General features: G+C 63.7%; 19 protein-coding genes. 8 read left to right on the forward strand and 11 right to left on the reverse strand.

Annotated elements, in window-relative coordinates; genetic code table 11:
• Positions 1–553: TCP-1/cpn60 chaperonin family protein (locus RAD15_RS42805; protein ID WP_458184686.1), on the reverse strand; the 553-nt coding region annotated here is incomplete at its 3' end.
• 49 nt (positions 554–602) lie between these two features.
• Positions 603–917, reverse strand: a complete 315-nt coding sequence (locus RAD15_RS42810; RefSeq protein WP_458184687.1) for a co-chaperone GroES — start codon at positions 915–917, stop codon at positions 603–605.
• 380 nt (positions 918–1,297) lie between these two features.
• Between RAD15_RS42810 and RAD15_RS42815 the strand changes: the two genes are divergently transcribed.
• On the forward strand, positions 1,298–1,585 hold the full coding sequence (locus RAD15_RS42815; protein ID WP_458184688.1) for an usg protein: 288 nt from the start codon (positions 1,298–1,300) through the stop codon (positions 1,583–1,585).
• A 189-nt stretch (positions 1,586–1,774) separates the two neighbouring features.
• Here RAD15_RS42815 and RAD15_RS42820 read toward each other — a convergent pair whose 3' ends face one another.
• Positions 1,775–3,901: an O-linked N-acetylglucosamine transferase, SPINDLY family protein gene (locus RAD15_RS42820; RefSeq protein WP_458184689.1), complete on the reverse strand. Its 2,127-nt coding sequence runs from the start codon at positions 3,899–3,901 to the stop codon at positions 1,775–1,777.
• A gap of 218 nt (positions 3,902–4,119) precedes the next feature.
• Between RAD15_RS42820 and RAD15_RS42825 the strand changes: the two genes are divergently transcribed.
• On the forward strand, positions 4,120–4,647 hold the full coding sequence (locus RAD15_RS42825) for a cupin domain-containing protein (protein ID WP_458184690.1): 528 nt from the start codon (positions 4,120–4,122) through the stop codon (positions 4,645–4,647).
• Positions 4,648–4,791: 144 nt separating this feature from the next.
• On the opposite strand, the gene RAD15_RS42830 is transcribed toward RAD15_RS42825, so the two are convergent.
• Complete coding sequence (locus RAD15_RS42830; protein WP_458184691.1) at positions 4,792–6,042, reverse strand: NupC/NupG family nucleoside CNT transporter; 1,251 nt, start codon at positions 6,040–6,042, stop codon at positions 4,792–4,794.
• A 171-nt stretch (positions 6,043–6,213) separates the two neighbouring features.
• On the opposite strand from RAD15_RS42830, the gene RAD15_RS42835 reads away from it, so the two are divergent.
• Complete coding sequence (locus RAD15_RS42835; RefSeq protein ID WP_458184692.1) at positions 6,214–7,452, forward strand: MFS transporter; 1,239 nt, start codon at positions 6,214–6,216, stop codon at positions 7,450–7,452.
• A gap of 101 nt (positions 7,453–7,553) precedes the next feature.
• Here the strand turns inward: RAD15_RS42835 and RAD15_RS42840 are convergent, their stop codons facing one another.
• The 6 genes from RAD15_RS42840 to RAD15_RS42865 all read right to left on the reverse strand — a co-directional run bounded on the left by RAD15_RS42840 (position 7,554) and on the right by RAD15_RS42865 (position 13,026).
• Positions 7,554–8,312, reverse strand: a complete 759-nt coding sequence (locus RAD15_RS42840) for an SDR family oxidoreductase (RefSeq protein WP_458184693.1) — start codon at positions 8,310–8,312, stop codon at positions 7,554–7,556.
• 26 nt (positions 8,313–8,338) lie between these two features.
• Complete coding sequence (locus tag RAD15_RS42845) at positions 8,339–9,097, reverse strand: peptidase (protein ID WP_458184694.1); 759 nt, start codon at positions 9,095–9,097, stop codon at positions 8,339–8,341.
• Between the two features lie 115 nt (positions 9,098–9,212).
• On the reverse strand, positions 9,213–9,620 hold the full coding sequence (locus RAD15_RS42850; RefSeq protein WP_458184695.1) for a carboxymuconolactone decarboxylase family protein: 408 nt from the start codon (positions 9,618–9,620) through the stop codon (positions 9,213–9,215).
• 69 nt (positions 9,621–9,689) lie between these two features.
• Positions 9,690–10,538: a transglutaminase family protein gene (locus tag RAD15_RS42855; protein ID WP_458184696.1), complete on the reverse strand. Its 849-nt coding sequence runs from the start codon at positions 10,536–10,538 to the stop codon at positions 9,690–9,692.
• A 119-nt stretch (positions 10,539–10,657) separates the two neighbouring features.
• Positions 10,658–11,602, reverse strand: coding sequence for an alpha-E domain-containing protein (locus tag RAD15_RS42860; RefSeq protein ID WP_458184697.1), 945 nt, complete (start codon positions 11,600–11,602; stop codon positions 10,658–10,660).
• A gap of 5 nt (positions 11,603–11,607) precedes the next feature.
• Positions 11,608–13,026: a circularly permuted type 2 ATP-grasp protein gene (locus RAD15_RS42865; protein WP_458184698.1), complete on the reverse strand. Its 1,419-nt coding sequence runs from the start codon at positions 13,024–13,026 to the stop codon at positions 11,608–11,610.
• Between the two features lie 276 nt (positions 13,027–13,302).
• On the opposite strand from RAD15_RS42865, the gene RAD15_RS42870 reads away from it, so the two are divergent.
• From RAD15_RS42870 to RAD15_RS42885, 4 genes are all read left to right on the forward strand, one after another.
• Positions 13,303–14,040, forward strand: coding sequence for a competence/damage-inducible protein A (locus RAD15_RS42870; protein ID WP_458184699.1), 738 nt, complete (start codon positions 13,303–13,305; stop codon positions 14,038–14,040).
• A gap of 27 nt (positions 14,041–14,067) precedes the next feature.
• Complete coding sequence (gene gpt / locus RAD15_RS42875; protein WP_458184700.1) at positions 14,068–14,595, forward strand: xanthine phosphoribosyltransferase; 528 nt, start codon at positions 14,068–14,070, stop codon at positions 14,593–14,595.
• A 181-nt stretch (positions 14,596–14,776) separates the two neighbouring features.
• Positions 14,777–15,175, forward strand: coding sequence for a hypothetical protein (locus tag RAD15_RS42880; protein WP_458184701.1), 399 nt, complete (start codon positions 14,777–14,779; stop codon positions 15,173–15,175).
• Between the two features lie 33 nt (positions 15,176–15,208).
• On the forward strand, positions 15,209–15,826 hold the full coding sequence (locus RAD15_RS42885; RefSeq protein WP_458184702.1) for a hypothetical protein: 618 nt from the start codon (positions 15,209–15,211) through the stop codon (positions 15,824–15,826).
• A gap of 19 nt (positions 15,827–15,845) precedes the next feature.
• On the opposite strand, the gene RAD15_RS42890 is transcribed toward RAD15_RS42885, so the two are convergent.
• Positions 15,846–16,868 carry a methionine synthase gene (locus tag RAD15_RS42890; protein WP_458184703.1) on the reverse strand — a complete coding sequence of 341 codons (1,023 nt, stop codon included), beginning with the start codon at positions 16,866–16,868 and terminating at the stop codon, positions 15,846–15,848.
• 145 nt (positions 16,869–17,013) lie between these two features.
• On the opposite strand from RAD15_RS42890, the gene RAD15_RS42895 reads away from it, so the two are divergent.
• On the forward strand, positions 17,014–17,715 hold the full coding sequence (locus tag RAD15_RS42895) for a glutathione binding-like protein (protein ID WP_458184704.1): 702 nt from the start codon (positions 17,014–17,016) through the stop codon (positions 17,713–17,715).
• Positions 17,716–17,847 lie beyond the last annotated feature (132 nt).

Genomic DNA, 17,847 nt, shown 5'->3' on the forward strand with positions numbered 1-17,847 from the left:
TCTCGAGCGACTTGGCTTCCTCGACGGTGATGACACCCTCGTTGCCGACCTTCTTCATGGCATCGGAGAGGAACTTGCCGATTTCGGCATCGCCGTTGGCCGAGATGGTGCCGACCTGGGCGATCTCCTCGTTCGAGGTCACCTTCTTGGAGTTCTTCTGGAGGTCCGCAACCACGGCTTCGACCGCGAGGTCGATACCGCGCTTGAGGTCCATCGGGTTCATGCCGGCGGCGACCGACTTGGCGCCTTCCTTCACGATCGCGGCCGCGAGCACGGTCGCGGTGGTGGTGCCGTCGCCGGCCGCGTCAGCGGACTTGGAGGCGACTTCGCGCACCATCTGCGCGCCCATGTTCTCGAACTTGTCCTCGAGCTCGATCTCCTTGGCGACGGTGACGCCGTCCTTGGTGATGCGGGGAGCGCCGAACGACTTGTCGAGCACGACGTTACGGCCCTTCGGACCGAGCGTGACCTTCACCGCATTGGCGAGGATGTCGACGCCGCGCAACATCTTGTCGCGCGCTTCAACCGAGAATTTGACTTCTTTGGCTGCCATCTGGAATTTTCCTTGGAATGATTTGACGGGAGGGAGAGAGGAGGGACTCTTAGGCCGCCTTCTTCTTGGAAGCGGGGACGTCGAGGACGCCCATGATGTCGCTTTCCTTCATGATCAGCAGATCTTCGCCGTCGATCTTGACCTCGGTGCCGGACCACTTGCCGAACAGCACGCGGTCGCCGACCTTCAGGTCGATCGGGGTCAGCTTGCCAGCCTCGTCGCGGCCACCGGGGCCGACGGCGACGACTTCGCCCTGAGAGGGCTTTTCCTTGGCGCTGTCCGGGATGATGATGCCGCCGGCGGTCTTCTCTTCTGCGTCGATACGCTTGACCACGACGCGGTCGTGAAGCGGACGGAATTTCATGCAGCTCTCCTAAGCATTTGCACGAGTTGATGATTTTCGGTTGTTAGCAATCTGTGCCCGCGAGTGCTAGCACAGGCGAGGCTGAAATAGGACAGGAATTTTGCGGGAGCAAGGGCTTCTAGCAGAAAAATCCGCACTCAGAAGGCCTGACTGCCAGAATCTCTTTACCATCGTTAACCAGATGCCGGGGCCGTATTAGCACGGAGCCCTATCTGCTGCTAACGCATTGAATTTCAACAACTTGTTAAACTTTTGGGCTTGAGATGGGTTGTCAGTTTGCGTCACATTTCTCTCATGTGAGCGCATCAGTACCGGGTGGCTCGTAAGGCGCACACCGACCAGGCCGCCCCCTTGAATGCGCTCCTGCAAAGGAGGTTGGCATGGGCTTGCGGAGTGGGGGCGTTTCCGATGACTTTCGGAAGCAGCTTTTGGGTTACGGGCTGACGACGGCGCAAATTCTCTATCGGATGCCGGATCATCCCTCGCTGCTCCAGACTTACGTCTGGCAGGACTACGACATGTTTCCGAAATTTCCGGCGCTGAAGGACTTCCTGGCGTTCTGGCAGGAAAAGCTCGACGGGCCGCTGCACTCGGTCACCGTGGCGCATTCCAAGCTGATCAAGCCGGCCGAGTTGCGTGCCGTGGACGGCGTGTTCCGGCTGCATTGAGGGCGAGCACCGGTCTCGTAGGGTGGGCAAAGGCGCGCTCTTCGCGCGCTGTGCCCACCATCTCTCCGCGATTACATCTGGCAATGGTGGGCACGCTTCCGCCTTCGCTCTCCGAGCTATGGCGGACGAGCCGCTTTGCTCACCCTATGAATTACGAACGCGTTATCCCAGTGATCGCCTGAGGGGCGATCAAACGCCGCCGTTGCAATAGCGCTTCCACATCGCGCGATAGGCCTCGTCCACCGCTTCCGCGTAGGCGACCGGGTTGCAGGCGGCCGCAGCCCTGACCTGTTCGGGCAGCTCGCTGCGCAGCTTGTCGAGGTCGCCGATCTCGGCCGCGCGGCTCACCGCGATGTCGACATATGCCTCCTCGCTATCCGTAACCCAGTCCGGCAGGCCGAGCGCGGTGAGGATGGAGCCGGCGGCACGGCTGGGCAGACTGTTGCCGAGCTTCGCCACCACGGGCACGCCCATCTGCAAGGCTTCCAATGTGCTGACGCCGCCATTCTGCGGGAACGGGTCGAGGGCAATATCGACGCGATTGAACGCTGCCAGATGATCGACGCGCAACGTGGTTCCGAGCAGATCGACGCGTTCGGCCGGCACTCCGCAAGTTGCAAGCCGTGCCAGCAGATTGTCGCGGATCAGTTGATCGTCCAGCGCAACATCCTTGATCAGTAGTCGTGACCCCGGCACCCGCTCGAGAATCCTGGACCAGGCTGCCGCGGCCTGGTCCGAAATCTTGCTGATGCGGTTGAAGACACCGAATGTGACGAAGCCGTTCGAGGTCGCCGGCGTCGACGCCCGCGCAAGCTCGATCGGCAGCGGCTCCAGCGTCACAAAGCACGGCACATCGACGACGGTTTCCGCAAACAGATGCCGAACCTCGACAGGAATCGCGACCGGGTCCGAGAACAGATAATCGATCGTCGGCAGCCCGGTGCCGGTGCCGTGACCCCAGCCATGGGCCTGGACCGGCGCCGGCTTGCGCGCAAACACGCTGAGGCGGTTTCCTTTGGTATGGCCGGACAGATCGATCAGGATGTCGATGCCATCGGCGCGGATCTCGGCGGCGAGGCGCTCGTCGCTCCATTGCGAGGCCTCGCGCCAGCGATCGGCGATCTTTTGAAATTCGCCGGTCGCCGCATCCACTTTCGACGAACAGGAATAGCACACGACCTCAAACTGGGTTCGGTCACGGTATTGCAGGACCGGCTTGAATATGAACGCGGCCGAATGCGCGTTGAAGTCCGCCGAGACATAGCCAAGCACCAGACGTCGATCCGGATCGCGGCTGTTGTCGTGCGGTCTTGCCGCTTCTGAAGCGAATTTCGCGCCGATCCGCTCCCACCAGACTTTGCGCGCTTGCTGATGCTGCTCAACGCTGGCATCGGCCACGAAATCGAGCGTGAATATCTTGTTGGAGATCGCGGCCGGGAAGTCAGGCTCGATATCGAGGGCTCTGTCGTAACTGGCCAGGGCTTCGTCGACCCGCCCAAGCGCGGCGAGACAAATGCCCCGCACCAGGTAAGCTTGAACGGCTTCGGGATCGACCGCGATAGCTTGCTCGCTATCGTGCAATGCTTCGGCCATTTTCTGGATTTGGAGCCAGGCGCTGGCGCGCCCGAGCCACCCGTTCATGTCGTCGGGCGCCAGTGCGATTGCCCGATTGCAATCCGCCATGGCTTCGTCAAATCGCAGAAGCTCCTGCAATGCGATGGCGCGGTTCGCCAGCGCCGAGGCATAGTCGGGCTTGATCGACAGCGCGCGGTTCAAGCTTGCGATGGCCTCGTCATAATTGCGCAGACGGCAGAGCACCCAACCCCGGCCGTTATGGGCTTCGGCATGGTTTCCGTCAATTGCGAGCGCCTTGTCGTAGCACTCGAGCGCTTGCTGAAGGTCGAGGGTCACGCTCGCGTTGCCGAGATTGGACAGGGCTGCGGCGTAGTTGGGACGCAAGGCGAGGGCCCTTCGATAGCTCTCGCGGGCCTCATCGTGGCGTCGCAGCTTGTTCAGCGCGATGCCTCGGCTCATGTGAGCATCGGCAGATCGCGGATCCACGGCAACCGCCCGGCTCAGCAGAATTTCGGCCTGCCGATAGTTTTTGGTGTCAGACTCCAAACTGCCGAGCATATGCAGCGCGATGAACTGATCGGGCGCAAGCTGCAGGACCTGGCCATAGGCAGCCCGGGCCTCGGGGAGAAGCCCTTGCTTGTGCGACTGGAGTGCAAGCCCGAGCAATGGCAGCACTTCGGCTTTCTGCCGCTTCTGAAGCCGGGCATTCTGAAATGCACGCTGACCTACGCTGTTGCTCATGAATCAATCCCCCAGAATCTCCCGGCGAGACTAATTCGGCGAGGGAACGAATACGAGACGACGGCCGTTCGCGACGACAGCTTCGGGCAAGCTACGGGCGGTTGGGGTCATCGCGTCTGCCGGTCCGGGCTCTGCAATTGCTGCCTGGTCCAGGACTGGCTAATCTGCCGTCGGGTTGCGCCCATCCAGCGGGCGCGGCTCAGATCAGGGAGCAGACAATGGCCAGGCAAAAGGCATCAAGACCCGCAACGAAGACCTTGGCGAAGAAGCGGAGCGGCGCCAAGGCCGCGACGCGGTCCCCGGCGCGCAAGGCGGTGAAGGCAAAGGCCCGCACGGCCGCACCGAAGAAGCCTGCACGTCCCAGGCAGCGCATCGCGATCAGCCATCACCGCGAGGAAGACTTCAAGGCGGATGGCCTGCGCGCCTACGCGAAGTATCGCGACCTCGGCATCGCCGAAGCAAGCCACGGCCTCGCGCAGGCGCACGTGATCCGGCTGCAAGGTCCTTGCAATCCGGCAGAGGTGTCAAAGCTGCACTTCCACGACGTCGAATTCCAGATGGTCTACGTGCTCAAGGGCTGGGTGAAGACCTACATGGACGGCGAGGGCGAGACTTTGATGAAGGAAGGCAGCGCCTGGACCCAGCCGCCGAAGATCAAGCACATGATCCTGGATTATTCCGACGACGTCGAGCTGCTGGAGGTGATCCTGCCGGCGGAGTTCAAGACGGTGGAGCTGAAGGCGTAGGCGCTCTCTCCTTCGTCATTGCGAGGAGCTCTTGCGACGAAGCAATCCAGACTGCTTCTGCGGATGCAGACTGGATTGCTTCGCTTCCGCCTTCGCTCTTCGAGCTAGGGCGGACAAGTCGCTCGCGATGACGAGTGGAGAGAACTAGCTCAGCACCCCCACCACCGCGCCCATCAGACACGTCGTCAGCGTCCCCGATACGATCGACTTCAGCCCGAGCGCGTTGATCTCCTCGCGCCGCTCCGGCGCCATCACCCCTAAGCCGCCGATCATGATGCCGAGGCTGGCGAAATTGGCGAAGCCGCACATCGCGTAGAGCATGATCAGGCGCGAGCGCGGATCGAGCGCATCGCCCGGCAGCTTCGAGAAGTCGACATAGGCGATCAATTCGTTGAGCACGGTCTTGGTGCCCATCAGGCTGCCGGCGGTCACGGCCTGGTCCCAGGGCAATCCCATCAGCCAGCACACCGGCGCCATGACGAGGCCAAGCAGGCGCTGCAACGAGATCGCGGCGCCGCCAACATCGGGCAGCAAGCCGAGAATGGCGTTGACGAGATAGACCAGCGCCACCAGCACCAGCAGCATGGCGACGATGTTGAGCAGCAGCTCGAGCCCTGCGCTCGTGCCTTTCACGATCGCGTCCATCGTGCTGGCGACTTCCATCTCGGGATCCTCCAGCGCGCCGCCGGTGCGCTTGTCGGAGGTTTCAGGAACCATGATCAGGCTGACGAGGATCGCGGCCGGCGCGCCCAGCACCGAGGCGATGACGAAATGGGCGGCCGCGTCGGGAATGAGGGGAGCAAGCAGCGTCGCATAGAGCACCAGCACCGTGCCGGCGATACCGGCCATGCCGCCGGTCATCACCAGAAACAATTCGCTCCGGGTCATCTGCGCCAGGTACGGCCGCACGAACAGCGGCGCCTCGACCATGCCGAGGAAGATGTTGGCGGCGGTCGACAGCCCGACCGCGCCGCCGACGCCGAGCGTGCGCTCCAGCAGCCAGGCCATGCCGCGCACGACCGGCGGCAGCACCCGCCAATAGAACAGCAGCGTCGTCAGCACGCTCATGACGAGCACGATCGGCAGCGCCTGGAACGCCAGGATGAAATCCGCGCCCGGCACCTTCAGGTCGAAGGGCAGGGTGCCGCCGCCGATATAGCCGAACACGAAGGCCGAGCCGGCGCGCGAGGCCGCCGAGATCGCGCCGACGGCGTCGTTGATGGCGCCGAAGGCGTGCGCGACGACGGGCAATTTCAACAGGACGATCGCGGTGACGAAGGTCGCGACGAGGCCGATCGCGGCCTGACGCAGCGAGACCGCGCGCCGATTCTCCGCCAGCGCGAAAGCGATCAACAGCAATGCGAAAACGCCGAGTGCCGATTGCAGCCGCAGCATGATGTCCCCAAACCCTCAATGATTATGGCCGCGCGGGCGTTGCAAACGCAATGCCGGAAGGTCACCAAAACCTGCCGCTGTTGACAACAAGGTCCGGCTCAGTCACGCGGAGGCCGTCCACGTCAGGGGGCGAGCAGTCCCAGGGTGACCCAGGAGGCGATCCAAGCGGCGATGCCAGAGCAGCCAATATCCGGAAATCAGCCGGTCAGCGCCCGTGCGCTCCTCGCCCACAGGGCCTTCCTGTTCTTCCTGCTCTCGCGCAGCCTGTCGCGCTTTTCCAGCCAGATCGCGGCGGTCGCGATCGGCTGGCAGATCTACGATCTCACCGGCTCGGCCTTCGACCTCGGCATGGTCGGCCTCGTGCAGTTCCTGCCCACCGCGCTCCTGGTGTTCGTCGCCGGCCATGCCGCCGACCGCTATGAACGCAAGCGCGTGGTGCAGCTCTGCCAACTCGTGGAAGCCGCGACCGCGCTCTATCTCGCCGTCATCACCTATCTCGGCGCGGTCAGCGAGGTGCAGATCTTCATCGCGACCTTCATGCTCGGCATTGCCGGCGCCTTCGAGAGCCCGACCACCGCGGCGCTGCTCCCGCTGATCGCGCCGCAGGGCTCGCTCCAGCGTGCCACCGCCGTCTCCAGCGGCGCGGCGCAGGTCGCGACCATCACCGGCCCGGCGCTCGGCGGCTTTGCCTACGCAGTCGCGCCGCATCTTGCCTATGCAGTGATGGTGCTGTTCTGGATCCTTGGGATGATCCTGACCGGCTTCATCCGGCCGCGCCCACAGGCGGCCCTCAAGGAAGGGACGGGCTCCGACAATATCTTCGTCGGGGTTCGCTTCATCCGCAAAAATCCCGCGATCCTCGGCACCATCTCGCTCGATCTGTTCGCCGTGCTGTTCGGCGGCGTCACCGCGCTCCTGCCGATCTATGCCCGCGACATTCTCCAGACCGGCCCCGTCGGGCTCGGCGTGCTGCGCGCCGCGCCGGCGGTCGGTGCGCTTCTGATGACCATGGTGCTGGCGCGGCACGCCATCTCGCGCCATGTCGGCCTGCGCATGTTCCAGGCCGTGATCGTGTTCGGCCTCGCCACGATTGTGTTCGCGCTATCGTCCTGGATGTGGCTGTCGGTGCTCGCGCTGGCCGTTCTCGGCGCCGCCGACACGATCAGCGTCGTGATCCGCTTCTCGCTGGTCCAGCTCGCCACCCCCGACGAGATGCGCGGCCGCGTCGGCGCGGTGAACTTCCTCTTCATCAATGCCTCCAACCAGCTCGGGCAGTTCGAAAGCGGGGTGGCAGCCGCGCTGCTCGGCGCCATGCCGGCCGCCGCGTTCGGCGGCGTCTGCACGGTCGCGGTGGCCGTGCTGTGGATGAAGCTGTTCCCGAGCCTGCGCCGGGTGGAGAGTTTGGAGTAGGCCTCCGCGTCATTGCGAGGAGCGAAGCGACGAAGCAATCCAGGATCGTGCCGCGGAGGCAGTCTGGATTGCTTCGCTTCGCTCGCAATGACGATTGTTGCTCAGCCGCGTCCCACGAACGGCATCTTGGTTGCCATCACCGTCATGGTCAGCACGTTGGCGTCGAGCGGCAGGCCGGCCATGTAGGCGACGGCATCGCCGACCGCCTTCGCGTCCATGCGCGGCTCGTGCTTCATGGTGCCATCCGGCTGCATTACGCCGGGGCCGGCGACCATACGGTCGGTCATCGGCGTCGCGGCATTGCCGATGTCGACCTGGCCGACCGCGATGTCATACATGCGGCCGTCGAGGTTCGAGGCCTTGGTCAGGCCGGTGATGGCGTGCTTGGTCGAGGTGTAGGCCGCCGAGAACGGCCGCGGCGCATGCGCCGAGATCGAGCCGTTGTTGATGATGCGGCCGCCGCGCGGGCTCTGGTCCTTCATGATGCGGAAGGCGTGCTGGGTGCACAGGAACGGGCCGGTGAGGTTGGTGTTCACCACCGCCTGCCACTGCTCGAGGCTGAGGTCCTCGAAGTTCACCGCCGGCGCGCCCATGCCGGCATTGTTGAACAGCACGTCGAGCCGGCCATAGGTCGCCTTCACCTTGTCGAACAGCGCGGCGATCGAATCCGGCTTGGTCATGTCCGCGGTGACGCACAGGCTTTTTCCCGCGGGGCCGAGCTTCGCGGTCTCCTCGAGCATGTCGAGCCGGCGCCCGACCAGCACCACGGTGAAGCCGGCGTTCATCAGCGCCAGCGACGCCGCGCGTCCGACGCCCGTGCCGGCGCCTGTCACCAATGCGATCTTCTTTGCTTCGCTCATCGTTTCCTGCCTTTTCTCTTAAGCTGTCAGGTTTTGGGTTCTTTTTCGTTCTTGTAGGGCGGGCGCGGAATGTTCTGGTGCGCGGCGCGCAAGGCCGCCGACCAGCGCGAGCGCAGATCGTGGAAGTAGGGCTCGCCCGCCTCGATGCGGTGGTTGAGATCGGCATCGTACGCATCGGCGCGCACCACCAGCACGTCGATCGGCAGGCCGACACCGAGGTTGGAGCGCATGGTCGAATCCATCGAGATCAGGCCGGTCTTCAGCGCCTCGTAGAGTTCGACGTCGTAATGCATGGCGCGGTCCAGCACCGGCTTGCCGTATTTGTGCTCGCCGATCTGCAGGTAGGGCGTGTCGGTGGTGCACTCGATGAAATTGCCGGCGGTGTAGACCATGAACAGGCGCATGCGCGCGCCCTTGATCTGGCCGCCGAACAGGAAGGACACGTCGAACGAGACGTCCTCGGACTTCAGCGCCGGCCCTTCGGTCGCATGCACCGCGCGGATCGCCCGGCCGATGCGCTGGGCGGCCTGGAACATGGTCGGCGCGTTCATCAGCGTCTCGATCTCGCCCGTGTTGGGGTCCTCGAGACCTTCGGTCAGCGTCGACAGCACCGACTGGCTGATGGCGAGGTTGCCGGCGCTGGCGATCGCCATGATGCGGTCGCCGGGCTTGGAGAAGATGTGCAGCTTGCGGAAGGTCGAGACGTTGTCGAGCCCGGCATTGGTGCGGGTATCGGCGATCATCACCAGACCGTCCCGTACCAGGATTCCGCAACAATAGGTCATTTCCAGTCCCCGAACGCGTTTGCGCGGAATTACTAGCCAATTTCGGGGAGGCATGAAACCCCCGATTCCCGTGGGGCGAGGTCGCCATTCCGGGGCGCGACTGCAACCGCCGACCTCAGTCGGCGGCATCGACGAGAAACGCCGCGTCGACGGGTACGCCGAGCGCCGTGACCAGCCGGTTCGTCTCGGCGGCCATGCCGACGATGGCGAGCAGCTCGCCATATTCGGCCTCGGTCATGCCCTTGGCCCGCGCGCCGGCGGTGTGGGAGTGGATGCAATAGCTGCAGCCATGCGCGATCGAGACCGCGACATAGAGCATTTCCTTGACCTTGGGATCGAGCGCGCCCGGAGCCATCACCTCCTTGATGCTCTCCCAGGTCCGCCGCAGCGTCTTCGGATCATGCGCCAGCGCGCGCCAGAAATTGTTGACGAAGTCCGACTTCCGGACCTTACGGATATCGTCGAAAACGGCGCGTGCTTCAGGGGAAAGTTCGTCGTCCGAAAGCAGCTTTACGGTCGCCATGCGGTACCTCGCGTGTCTGACTTTTCCCTCGCGATGATAGCACGCCCGGTGCGTTCGGCCGGCTGTCTCCTAGCTCTGCCGCTGGGACTGCGACTGCGATTGTCCGCCGCGCCCGGCCTGGTCGACCTTGACCGCAACCGTCAGCGTCTCCGTGCCCCCGCCATAGCGGGTGCCGCGCACCGGCGCTGCGCCGAGATAGTCGAGGCCGATGGCGACGCGGACATGGGCGTCGGTGGCGCAGATGCTGTTGGCGGGATCGAAGCCGACCCAGCCGAGATCGGGCACGTAGGCCTCCGCCCAGGCATGGCCGGCGTCCTGGTGCACCGTGCCGTCGGAGCGCAGGAAATGGCCGGAGACGAAGCGCGCCGGCACGCCGCCGGTGCGGGCGCAGGCGATGAAGATGTGCGCGTAGTCCTGGCAGACGCCGCGCTTGAGCGTGAACGCCTCGGCCGCCGAGGTGCCGCTGGTGGTCGGGTCCTCGTCGAACGTCATGTGATCGCCGATCTGCATCATCAGCGTGTGCAGGAAGCCGAGCGTGTCGCTCTCGGCCTCGCTGCGCAACTGGCGCGCAACCGCCGCCATCGCCGGATTGACGGTGGTGAGGTCGGTGGGACGCAAGAACATGCCGGCCGGAAAACGCTCGTCGGCGCCGCGCAGCACGCCGCCGGTATCGTGGGTCTCGATCAGGCCCTCGGCGGTGATCTTGATGTCGCCGGCGGGCCCGCAGGAAAGCACGTGGGTGACGTTGCCGAACGCGTCCTCATGGGTGTCGAGCTTGGTGTCCGTGGAGACGTCGATCTGCCACTCCGCCACATATTGCCCGTCGTGACTGCCCGGCGTCATGCGCAGGATCTGGATCACGCTGGTGGCCGCCGGCTCGTAGCGATAGGTCGTGGTGTGCTGGATTCGTAGGCGCATGGTGTTTCTAGATCGGTCATTCCGGGATGGTCCGAAGGACCAGACCCGGAATCTCGAGATTCCGGGTTCGATGCTTCGCATCGCCCCGGAATGACGAAGGGTGAGAGTTTCGGTCCTGACTAGATCAAATACTGCTTCGTGATGATTTCGCCCAGCCTGGAATTGTCCGCGATGAATTCCTGAATGAATTCATGCACGCCGTGCTGGAAGATATCGTTCATATTGCTGTGTTCGAGCCGGTTGCGGATGCCGCGGGCGTGGCGCTGGGCGGGGCCCTGGCGGCCATAGGCGACGCCGATCTGGTCGAGGTTGCGCGTGAGATTGTCGTAGCAGCTCGCAAGTGAGCGCGGCAGCGTGCCGTTGAGGATCAGGAGATCCGCGACCAGCCAGGGTTTCAGCGTCTCGCGATAGACCCAGTGATAGGCCGTCAGCGCCGACACCGAGCGCAGGATCGAGCTCCACTGATAGAAGTCGAGCGGGCCGCCGACATGTTCTTCTTCGGGCAGCAGCACGTGATATTTCACATCGAGGATGCGTGCGGTGTTGTCGGCGCGCTCCAGGTGCAGGCCGAGCCGCGAGAACCAGTACGCGTCGTTGCGCAGCATGGTCCGGTAAGCCGAGCCGTCGAAGCGCAGCGAGGTCTCCTGCACGAAGCGCAGGAATTTTGCCAGATCCTCGCGGGTCGAGGTTCCCTTGCTCCAGACTTCCTGCAATTCGATCCAGGCCGAGTTGATGGTGTCCCACATCTCGCTGGTGAGCGCGGTGCGCACCGAGCGCGAGTTCAGCCGCGCCGCCTCGATGCAGTTCCTGATCGAAGACGGGTTGTCGGCCGAGAACGAGAGGTAGTCGACGACGTTGCGCTCGTTGGCTTCCTCGTAGGTCTGATAAAAGCTTGTGGCGACGCCGGCGGTGAGAAGCGCCGAGTCCCATTCGTTGGTCTTGCCGACATAGGCGGCGGGAAGCGCGGTGACGCGCAGCGTCGCATCGATGGTGCGCGCGAGATATTCGGCCCGTTCGACATAGCGGGCGAGCCAGTAGAGGTTTTCGGCGGTACGCGACAGCATTCTCTCTACTCGTCCAGGATCCAGGTGTCTTTGGTGCCGCCGCCCTGGCTCGAATTCACCACCAGGGAGCCTTCCTTCAGCGCGACGCGCGTGAGCCCGCCGGGCACGATCGTCGTGCTCTTGCTGCCGGTGAGCACGAAGGGCCGCAAATCGACGTGGCGCGGGGCAAGGCCCGACGCCGTGCAGGTCGGGCAGGTCGAGAGCGCCAGCGTCGGCTGCGCGATAAAGCCTTCCGGCTCGCGCTTGAGCTTCTCGCGGAAGGCTTCGATCGTCGCTTTCGTCGCAGCGGGACCGATCAGCATGCCGTAGCCGCCGGAGCCGTGGACTTCCTTGACGACGAGCTCGCCGAGGTGGTCGAGCACGTAAGCCAGATCCTTCGGCTCGCGGCAGCGCCATGTCTGCACGTTCTTCAGGATCGGCTCCTCGCCGAGGTAGAATTTCACGATTTCCGGCATGTAGGAGTAGATCGCCTTGTCGTCGGCGATGCCGGTGCCGACGGCGTTGGCGAGCGTGATGTTGCCGGCCGCATAGGCCGACATCAGCCCCGGCACGCCGAGCGCCGAGTCGGGACGGAAGGTGAGCGGATCGAGGAAATCGTCGTCGACGCGGCGATAGATCACGTCGACCCGTTTCACCCCTTCCGTCGTGCGCATGAACACTTCGTTGTTCTTGACGATGAGGTCGCGGCCCTCGACCAGCTCGATACCGAGCTTGTCGGCAAGGAAGGAGTGCTCATAATAGGCGGAGTTGTAGACGCCCGGTGTGAGCAGCGCGACCGTCGGCTCGCCCGACGCGCCATGCGGCGCGACCGAGCGGAGTGCCGAGAGCAACTCGTCCGGATAGCGCTCGACCGGCGCCACCTTGTGGCGGGCGAACAGATCCGGAAACAGCCGCATCATGATCTCGCGGTTTTCCAGCATGTAGGACACGCCCGACGGCGTGCGCGCGTTATCCTCCAGCACGATGAAGTCGTTGGCGTCGACCCTGATGATATCGATGCCGGCGATGTGCACGTAGACATCGTGCGGCACCTGCTGGCCGTTCATCTCGGGCCGGAATACCGGGTTCTGGAAGATCAAATCGTCAGGCACGATCTCGGCGCGCAGGATGTCGCGGCCGTGATAGATATCGCGCAGGAACATGTTGAGCGCGCGCACGCGCTGCTTCAGCCCCTTCTCCAGCAGCGCCCATTCCTTGCCGGACATGATCCGCGGGATCACGTCGAAGGGGATCAGGCGCTCGGTGGATTCGGCCTCGCCATAGACCGCAAAGGTAATGCCGATCCGGCGGAACAGGAGCTCCGCCTCCTGGCGGCGATATTCGAGCGCCTCGGGAGGCGTCTCCTTGAGCCAGCGCGCCAGCTCCTGATAGGCGGGCCGAAGGTCCCCGCCGGGAATATTCATTTCATCAAACGCGACTGCCATAGATCCCGACTTGTCTCCGCAAGGCGTTGCGCCATTGGGCAGGTCGCGAGGCCTTGTTGAAGACCGCAACGTCCTGGCCATGCGGCAAGAGTGCATGACTTTCATGTGGTAGCAAGGGCCGGGCCAGCGCGATAAGCATGGACTGACAGCATTTGGCGGGGATGACCGCGAACATGCCTGAAAAAATGGCTGAGGACTGCTTATTTCGGCAGCAAAACCGCGTGACTTCAACGCGTTACCTCGGCAAAGTCGGCGCCACAGGTGAGGGACAGGTTTATGAGCGAGATCGTCACGGCGGGCATTCTGGTCATTGGGGACGAAATCCTGTCCGGCCGGACCAAGGACAAGAATATCGGCTTCATCGCCGAATACCTGACCAATATCGGCATCGACCTGAAGGAGGTCCGGGTCGTCTCGGACGACGAGCCCGACATCATCGCGGCGTTGGATGCACTGCGGCATCGCTACACCTATGTCTTCACCACCGGCGGCATCGGGCCGACCCATGACGACATCACGGCCGACAGCGTCGCCAAGGCGTTCGGCGTCGGCATCGACCATCACCCGGAGGTGGTCGCCCGCTTCCGCGAGCGCTGGAGCGAGCAGGACCTCAACGAGGCCCGCCTGCGCATGGCCCGCATCCCTGATGGCGCCGAGCTGATCCAGAGCGCGACCATCCTCGCGCCCGGCTTCAAGATCGGCAATGTCATCGTGATGGCCGGCGTGCCCTCGATCATGCAGGCGATGATGGACATCGTCTCGCCCAAGCTGAAATCGGGCGTCCGCATGCTCTCCGAATCGGTTCGCGCCAACGCGCGGGAGGGCGATATCGGCAGCCCGCTGCGGGCGATCGCCGCGGCCCATCCCGACACCATCATCGGCAGCTATCCCTTCATGGACGAAGAGCAGAAGCCGAACACGAACCTCGTGGTGCGCTCGCGCGATGCGGACAAGCTCGCATCCGCCATGGCCGCGGTGAAGGAAATGCTGGCGGGATTGAACATCACCCGCTAGCACCGGCAGACGAAGCAGGAGACGACAATGGCTGGTGAAGCACCGGAACTGAGCGCACAGGAGCGGGCGGGCAGGGCCTTCCCGGTGTCGTGGGACCAGTTCCACCGGGATTGCCGGGCACTGACCTGGCGGCTCAACGAGGTCGGCCCCTTCCACGCGGTGATCGCGATCACCCGTGGCGGCCTGGTGCCGGCCGCGATCGTGGCGCGCGAGCTTGGCGTGCGCGTGATCGATACGGTCTGCATCGCCAGCTACGACCACGACAAGCAGGGCGAGCTCCAGGTCCTCAAGGGCATCTCCGAGGCGGCGATGAAGCTCGGCGGCGGCACCGGCAAGGGGCTCCTGATCGTCGACGACCTCGTCGACACCGGCAAGACCGGCAGGCTGGTGCGCGACATGCTGCCGGACGCGCATTTCGCCACCGTCTATGCCAAGCCGATGGGACGCCCGCTGGTCGACACGTTCATCACGGAAGTCTCGCAGGACACTTGGATCTTCTTCCCCTGGGACACCGCGTTGTCCTATCACCCGCCGCTGCGCGACGGCGCGGCGTGACGATCGCCGTCATTGCGAGCGAAGCGAAGCAATCCAGAAATGCATCCGCGGAAATAGTCTGGATTGCTTCGTCGCTTCGCTCCTCTCAATGACGGGCGGAGGCAGTTATACCCCCGCAAAACCGCGTCACACCGACTGGAGAGATTTTCGCCAGTCAGGGACGAGCAACAGACAACCTCCGATGACCACCAGACGGTCGATTTCCGAAACCTTAATCTCCTGCAGGAATATCCTGCTGAGCGACCGCACTAATGAGCACGTTCTGCCTTGCCTTCAGCAGATCGTGGTTGATGTCAATTCGATCGAGATATCAAGCTCCAGGAAAATTGTTGGCCGTTGTGTTCCAGAGGTGATTGACCAAGTAAGGGCGGCGCACTTCGTCAGCGCAGGTTGGATATTGAATTTGATCCACAACCTGCCGTTGGATGAGGTCAGCCAACTGCGATGGGATGTTGACTACTTTCTCTCGATAGAGCTGCCGACATTCCTGGAGCACTTCGAGGAAATCACGTCGGCCAGGCTGATCGCGTTCTATGTCTGTCAACAGCTTGCCTGCCAGTATCTGCCCGACGCCAGTTGAATCGATGCAACCGATAGAGCGCTCCGTTTTGACATGCCCCTGCAGAACCGCGTCACGCCGACCGGCGACATCATCGCCACGCCGCATCGCGGCCTGTTCACCGGCAATCGCGGCATCATCCATGATCCCGCGACCAAGACGCTGTTGAAGAAACGCTGGTCGACGCCGGCCTGGATCACGTGTCTATGCGAATTCCGCGGCTGGCGGCGGCCGGTGATGGCACGGCGGAGCTGGACCGAGCTGTTCTTCCTCGACGAGGCCACCGCCTTTGCCGCGGGGCACCGGCCCTGCTTCTTCTGCCGCCGCGACGACGCCAAGCGCTTTCGCGATGCATGGCAGGCTGGAAACGGCGTCGGCAATTTGAGTGCGAAGGCGATGGATACCCAACTCCACCTGGAGCGTTTGGATCATGGTCGCAAGCGCTTGCACGCGCTGCCGGTGCCCGTCGCGGAGCTGCCCGACGGAGCCATGGTGCAGCAGGACGAGGAGAGCTTTCTGGTGACGAAGGGCCGGCCGCTTCTATGGTCGCCGGCCGGCTATGCCCGCGCGAGGAGCGAACTGGCGAGCCCGATGTTGCTGACGCCTCCGTCCACGCTGCGCGCGCTGAGCGCCGGCTATCGGCCGACGCTGCATCCGACGGCTCTGGATTAGCGACTGCAGCCTGCCGCCGTCATCCCAGCTTTTCGCGCGCCAGCGCGGCACCTGCGCCGAGCGCCATCAGCTTGGCTTCCGCGATCTCGCGCCGCATCGGCGCCATGCCGCAATTGGTGGTGGCGATGATGTTGCTCTTGGGCACGAATTTCGACACGGCGTCGATCACCTGCACGACGTCCTCGGCCGTCTCGATCGTGTCGCTGGCGACGTCGATCACGCCGGCCTGCACGATCTTGTTCTTCAGCAGCGCCAGCAGGTCGAGCGGCACCTTGGAATTGCGGCACTCGATCGCGACCTGCTGGATCGGGCTCGCGTCGATCGCCGGAAAGATCTGCTCGTACTGCCGCCACTGCGCGCCCAGCGTCTCCTTCCAGTCGGTGTTGGCCTTGATGCCGTAGCCGTAGCAGATGTGCACGGCGGTGGTGCAGGTCAGGCCCTGCGCGGCGCGCTCCAGCGCCTTGATGCCCCAATCGTTGACCTCGTCCATGTAGACGTTGAAGGCGGGCTCGTCGAACTGCACGAGATCGACACCGTCGGCCTGCAGCGCCCTCGCTTCCTCGTTCAAAAGCTCGGCGAAGGCGAAAGCCATCTTGACGCGGTCGCCATAGTAGCGATCCGCAATGGTGTCGATGATGGTCATCGGGCCGGGCAGGGTGAATTTCAGCTTCTTCTTCGTATGCGTGCGGGCCACGCGCGCCTCGAAGGCATGGACGCGGTCCTTGAGCCGGAGCGGGGCGACCACCTGCGGCACCATCGCCTTGTAGCGGTCCTTGCGGATGCCCATCTCGACCTTGTGGGCGAAATCGATGCCGTCGATCTTCTCCAGAAAACCGTGCACGAAATGCTGGCGGGCCTGCTCGCCCTCGGTGACGATGTCGATGCCGGCGTCTTCCTGGATCTTCAGCCAGATCAGCGTCGCGTCGCGCTTGGCGCGGAGCAGCTCGTCGCCTTCCGACTTCCAGGGCGCCCAGAGCATGTTGGGCTCGGCGAGCCATTCCGGCTTCGGCAGGGAGCCGGCGATCGTGGTTGGAAACAGCATGGCGGCCCTCCCGGCAGGTTGTGTTGCGCCCCTTCCTGCCATGTCCTAACGTCAAGGTACAGAACAACAAAAGTCGTTATCTATTCCAGCAGCGGCGACAGGGAAGGCCCAAAGAAAGGGCCAAGGAAAGGCCAAGGGAAAGGTCATGATCGACCTCTATTACGCGCCGACGCCGAACGGCTGGAAAATCTCGATCATGCTGGAGGAGCTCGGGCTTCCCTATCAGGTGAAGCCCGTCAACATCCGCGCCGGCGAGCAGTTCAGCCCCGAGTTCCTGTCGGTCTCCCCCAACAACCGCATTCCCGCGATCGTCGATCACACGCCCGCCGATGGCGGTGCGCCGTTCTCGGCCTTCGAGACCGGCGCGATCCTGATCTATCTCGCGGAGAAGACCGGCCGGCTGCTGCCGACTGATTTGCGCGGGCGCTCCACGACGATCCAATGGGTGATGTGGCAGATGGCGGGACTTGGGCCGATGCTCGGCCAGCACGGCCATTTCGCGCTCTATGCGGCCGAGAAGATTCCCTATGCGATCGAACGCTATCGCGACGAAGCGGCGCGGCTCTACGGCGTGCTCGACCGGCAGTTGGCCAAGACCTGCGCCTATGTCGCCGGCGATTATTCCATCGCCGACATTGCCTGCTTCCCCTGGACCATGACCCACAAGGCGCAGGGCTTTACGCTCGACGACTATCCGAACGTGAAGCGCTGGTACGCCGAGGTGCGCGCACGGCCGCAGGTGCAGGCGGGGCTTGCGATCGGAAAATTCGTGAAAGAGCCTTTCGACGAGGAATCACGCAAGATCATGTTCGGCCAGCGTGCGAAGGAAGTGTTGGGAAAGACGTAGGTGCTTCCTCCTCGTCATATGTGGACGGCCCCTATTGGCAAGCGCTTTTTGAAGTATCGAACGAGTTGGTCTGCTTCGGTCATATGTCCGGCCTGTTGGTGCGGGGTTTATGACCGCTGGCCCTGATGAAAT

It is taken from the genome of Bradyrhizobium sp. 14AA (assembly GCF_054185205.1).

Coding starts and splice junctions, on each gene's coding strand:
- RAD15_RS42810 (WP_458184687.1), bottom strand. CDS start 917: ATGAAATTCCGTCCGCTTCACGACCGCGTCGTGGTCAAGCGTATCGAC.
- RAD15_RS42815 (WP_458184688.1), top strand. CDS start 1,298: ATGGGCTTGCGGAGTGGGGGCGTTTCCGATGACTTTCGGAAGCAGCTT.
- RAD15_RS42820 (WP_458184689.1), bottom strand. CDS start 3,901: ATGAGCAACAGCGTAGGTCAGCGTGCATTTCAGAATGCCCGGCTTCAG.
- RAD15_RS42825 (WP_458184690.1), top strand. CDS start 4,120: ATGGCCAGGCAAAAGGCATCAAGACCCGCAACGAAGACCTTGGCGAAG.
- RAD15_RS42830 (WP_458184691.1), bottom strand. CDS start 6,042: ATGCTGCGGCTGCAATCGGCACTCGGCGTTTTCGCATTGCTGTTGATC.
- RAD15_RS42835 (WP_458184692.1), top strand. CDS start 6,214: ATGCCAGAGCAGCCAATATCCGGAAATCAGCCGGTCAGCGCCCGTGCG.
- RAD15_RS42840 (WP_458184693.1), bottom strand. CDS start 8,312: ATGAGCGAAGCAAAGAAGATCGCATTGGTGACAGGCGCCGGCACGGGC.
- RAD15_RS42845 (WP_458184694.1), bottom strand. CDS start 9,097: ATGACCTATTGTTGCGGAATCCTGGTACGGGACGGTCTGGTGATGATC.
- RAD15_RS42850 (WP_458184695.1), bottom strand. CDS start 9,620: ATGGCGACCGTAAAGCTGCTTTCGGACGACGAACTTTCCCCTGAAGCA.
- RAD15_RS42855 (WP_458184696.1), bottom strand. CDS start 10,538: ATGCGCCTACGAATCCAGCACACCACGACCTATCGCTACGAGCCGGCG.
- RAD15_RS42860 (WP_458184697.1), bottom strand. CDS start 11,602: ATGCTGTCGCGTACCGCCGAAAACCTCTACTGGCTCGCCCGCTATGTC.
- RAD15_RS42865 (WP_458184698.1), bottom strand. CDS start 13,026: ATGGCAGTCGCGTTTGATGAAATGAATATTCCCGGCGGGGACCTTCGG.
- RAD15_RS42870 (WP_458184699.1), top strand. CDS start 13,303: ATGAGCGAGATCGTCACGGCGGGCATTCTGGTCATTGGGGACGAAATC.
- gpt (WP_458184700.1), top strand. CDS start 14,068: ATGGCTGGTGAAGCACCGGAACTGAGCGCACAGGAGCGGGCGGGCAGG.
- RAD15_RS42880 (WP_458184701.1), top strand. CDS start 14,777: ATGACCACCAGACGGTCGATTTCCGAAACCTTAATCTCCTGCAGGAAT.
- RAD15_RS42885 (WP_458184702.1), top strand. CDS start 15,209: ATGCCCCTGCAGAACCGCGTCACGCCGACCGGCGACATCATCGCCACG.
- RAD15_RS42890 (WP_458184703.1), bottom strand. CDS start 16,868: ATGCTGTTTCCAACCACGATCGCCGGCTCCCTGCCGAAGCCGGAATGG.
- RAD15_RS42895 (WP_458184704.1), top strand. CDS start 17,014: ATGATCGACCTCTATTACGCGCCGACGCCGAACGGCTGGAAAATCTCG.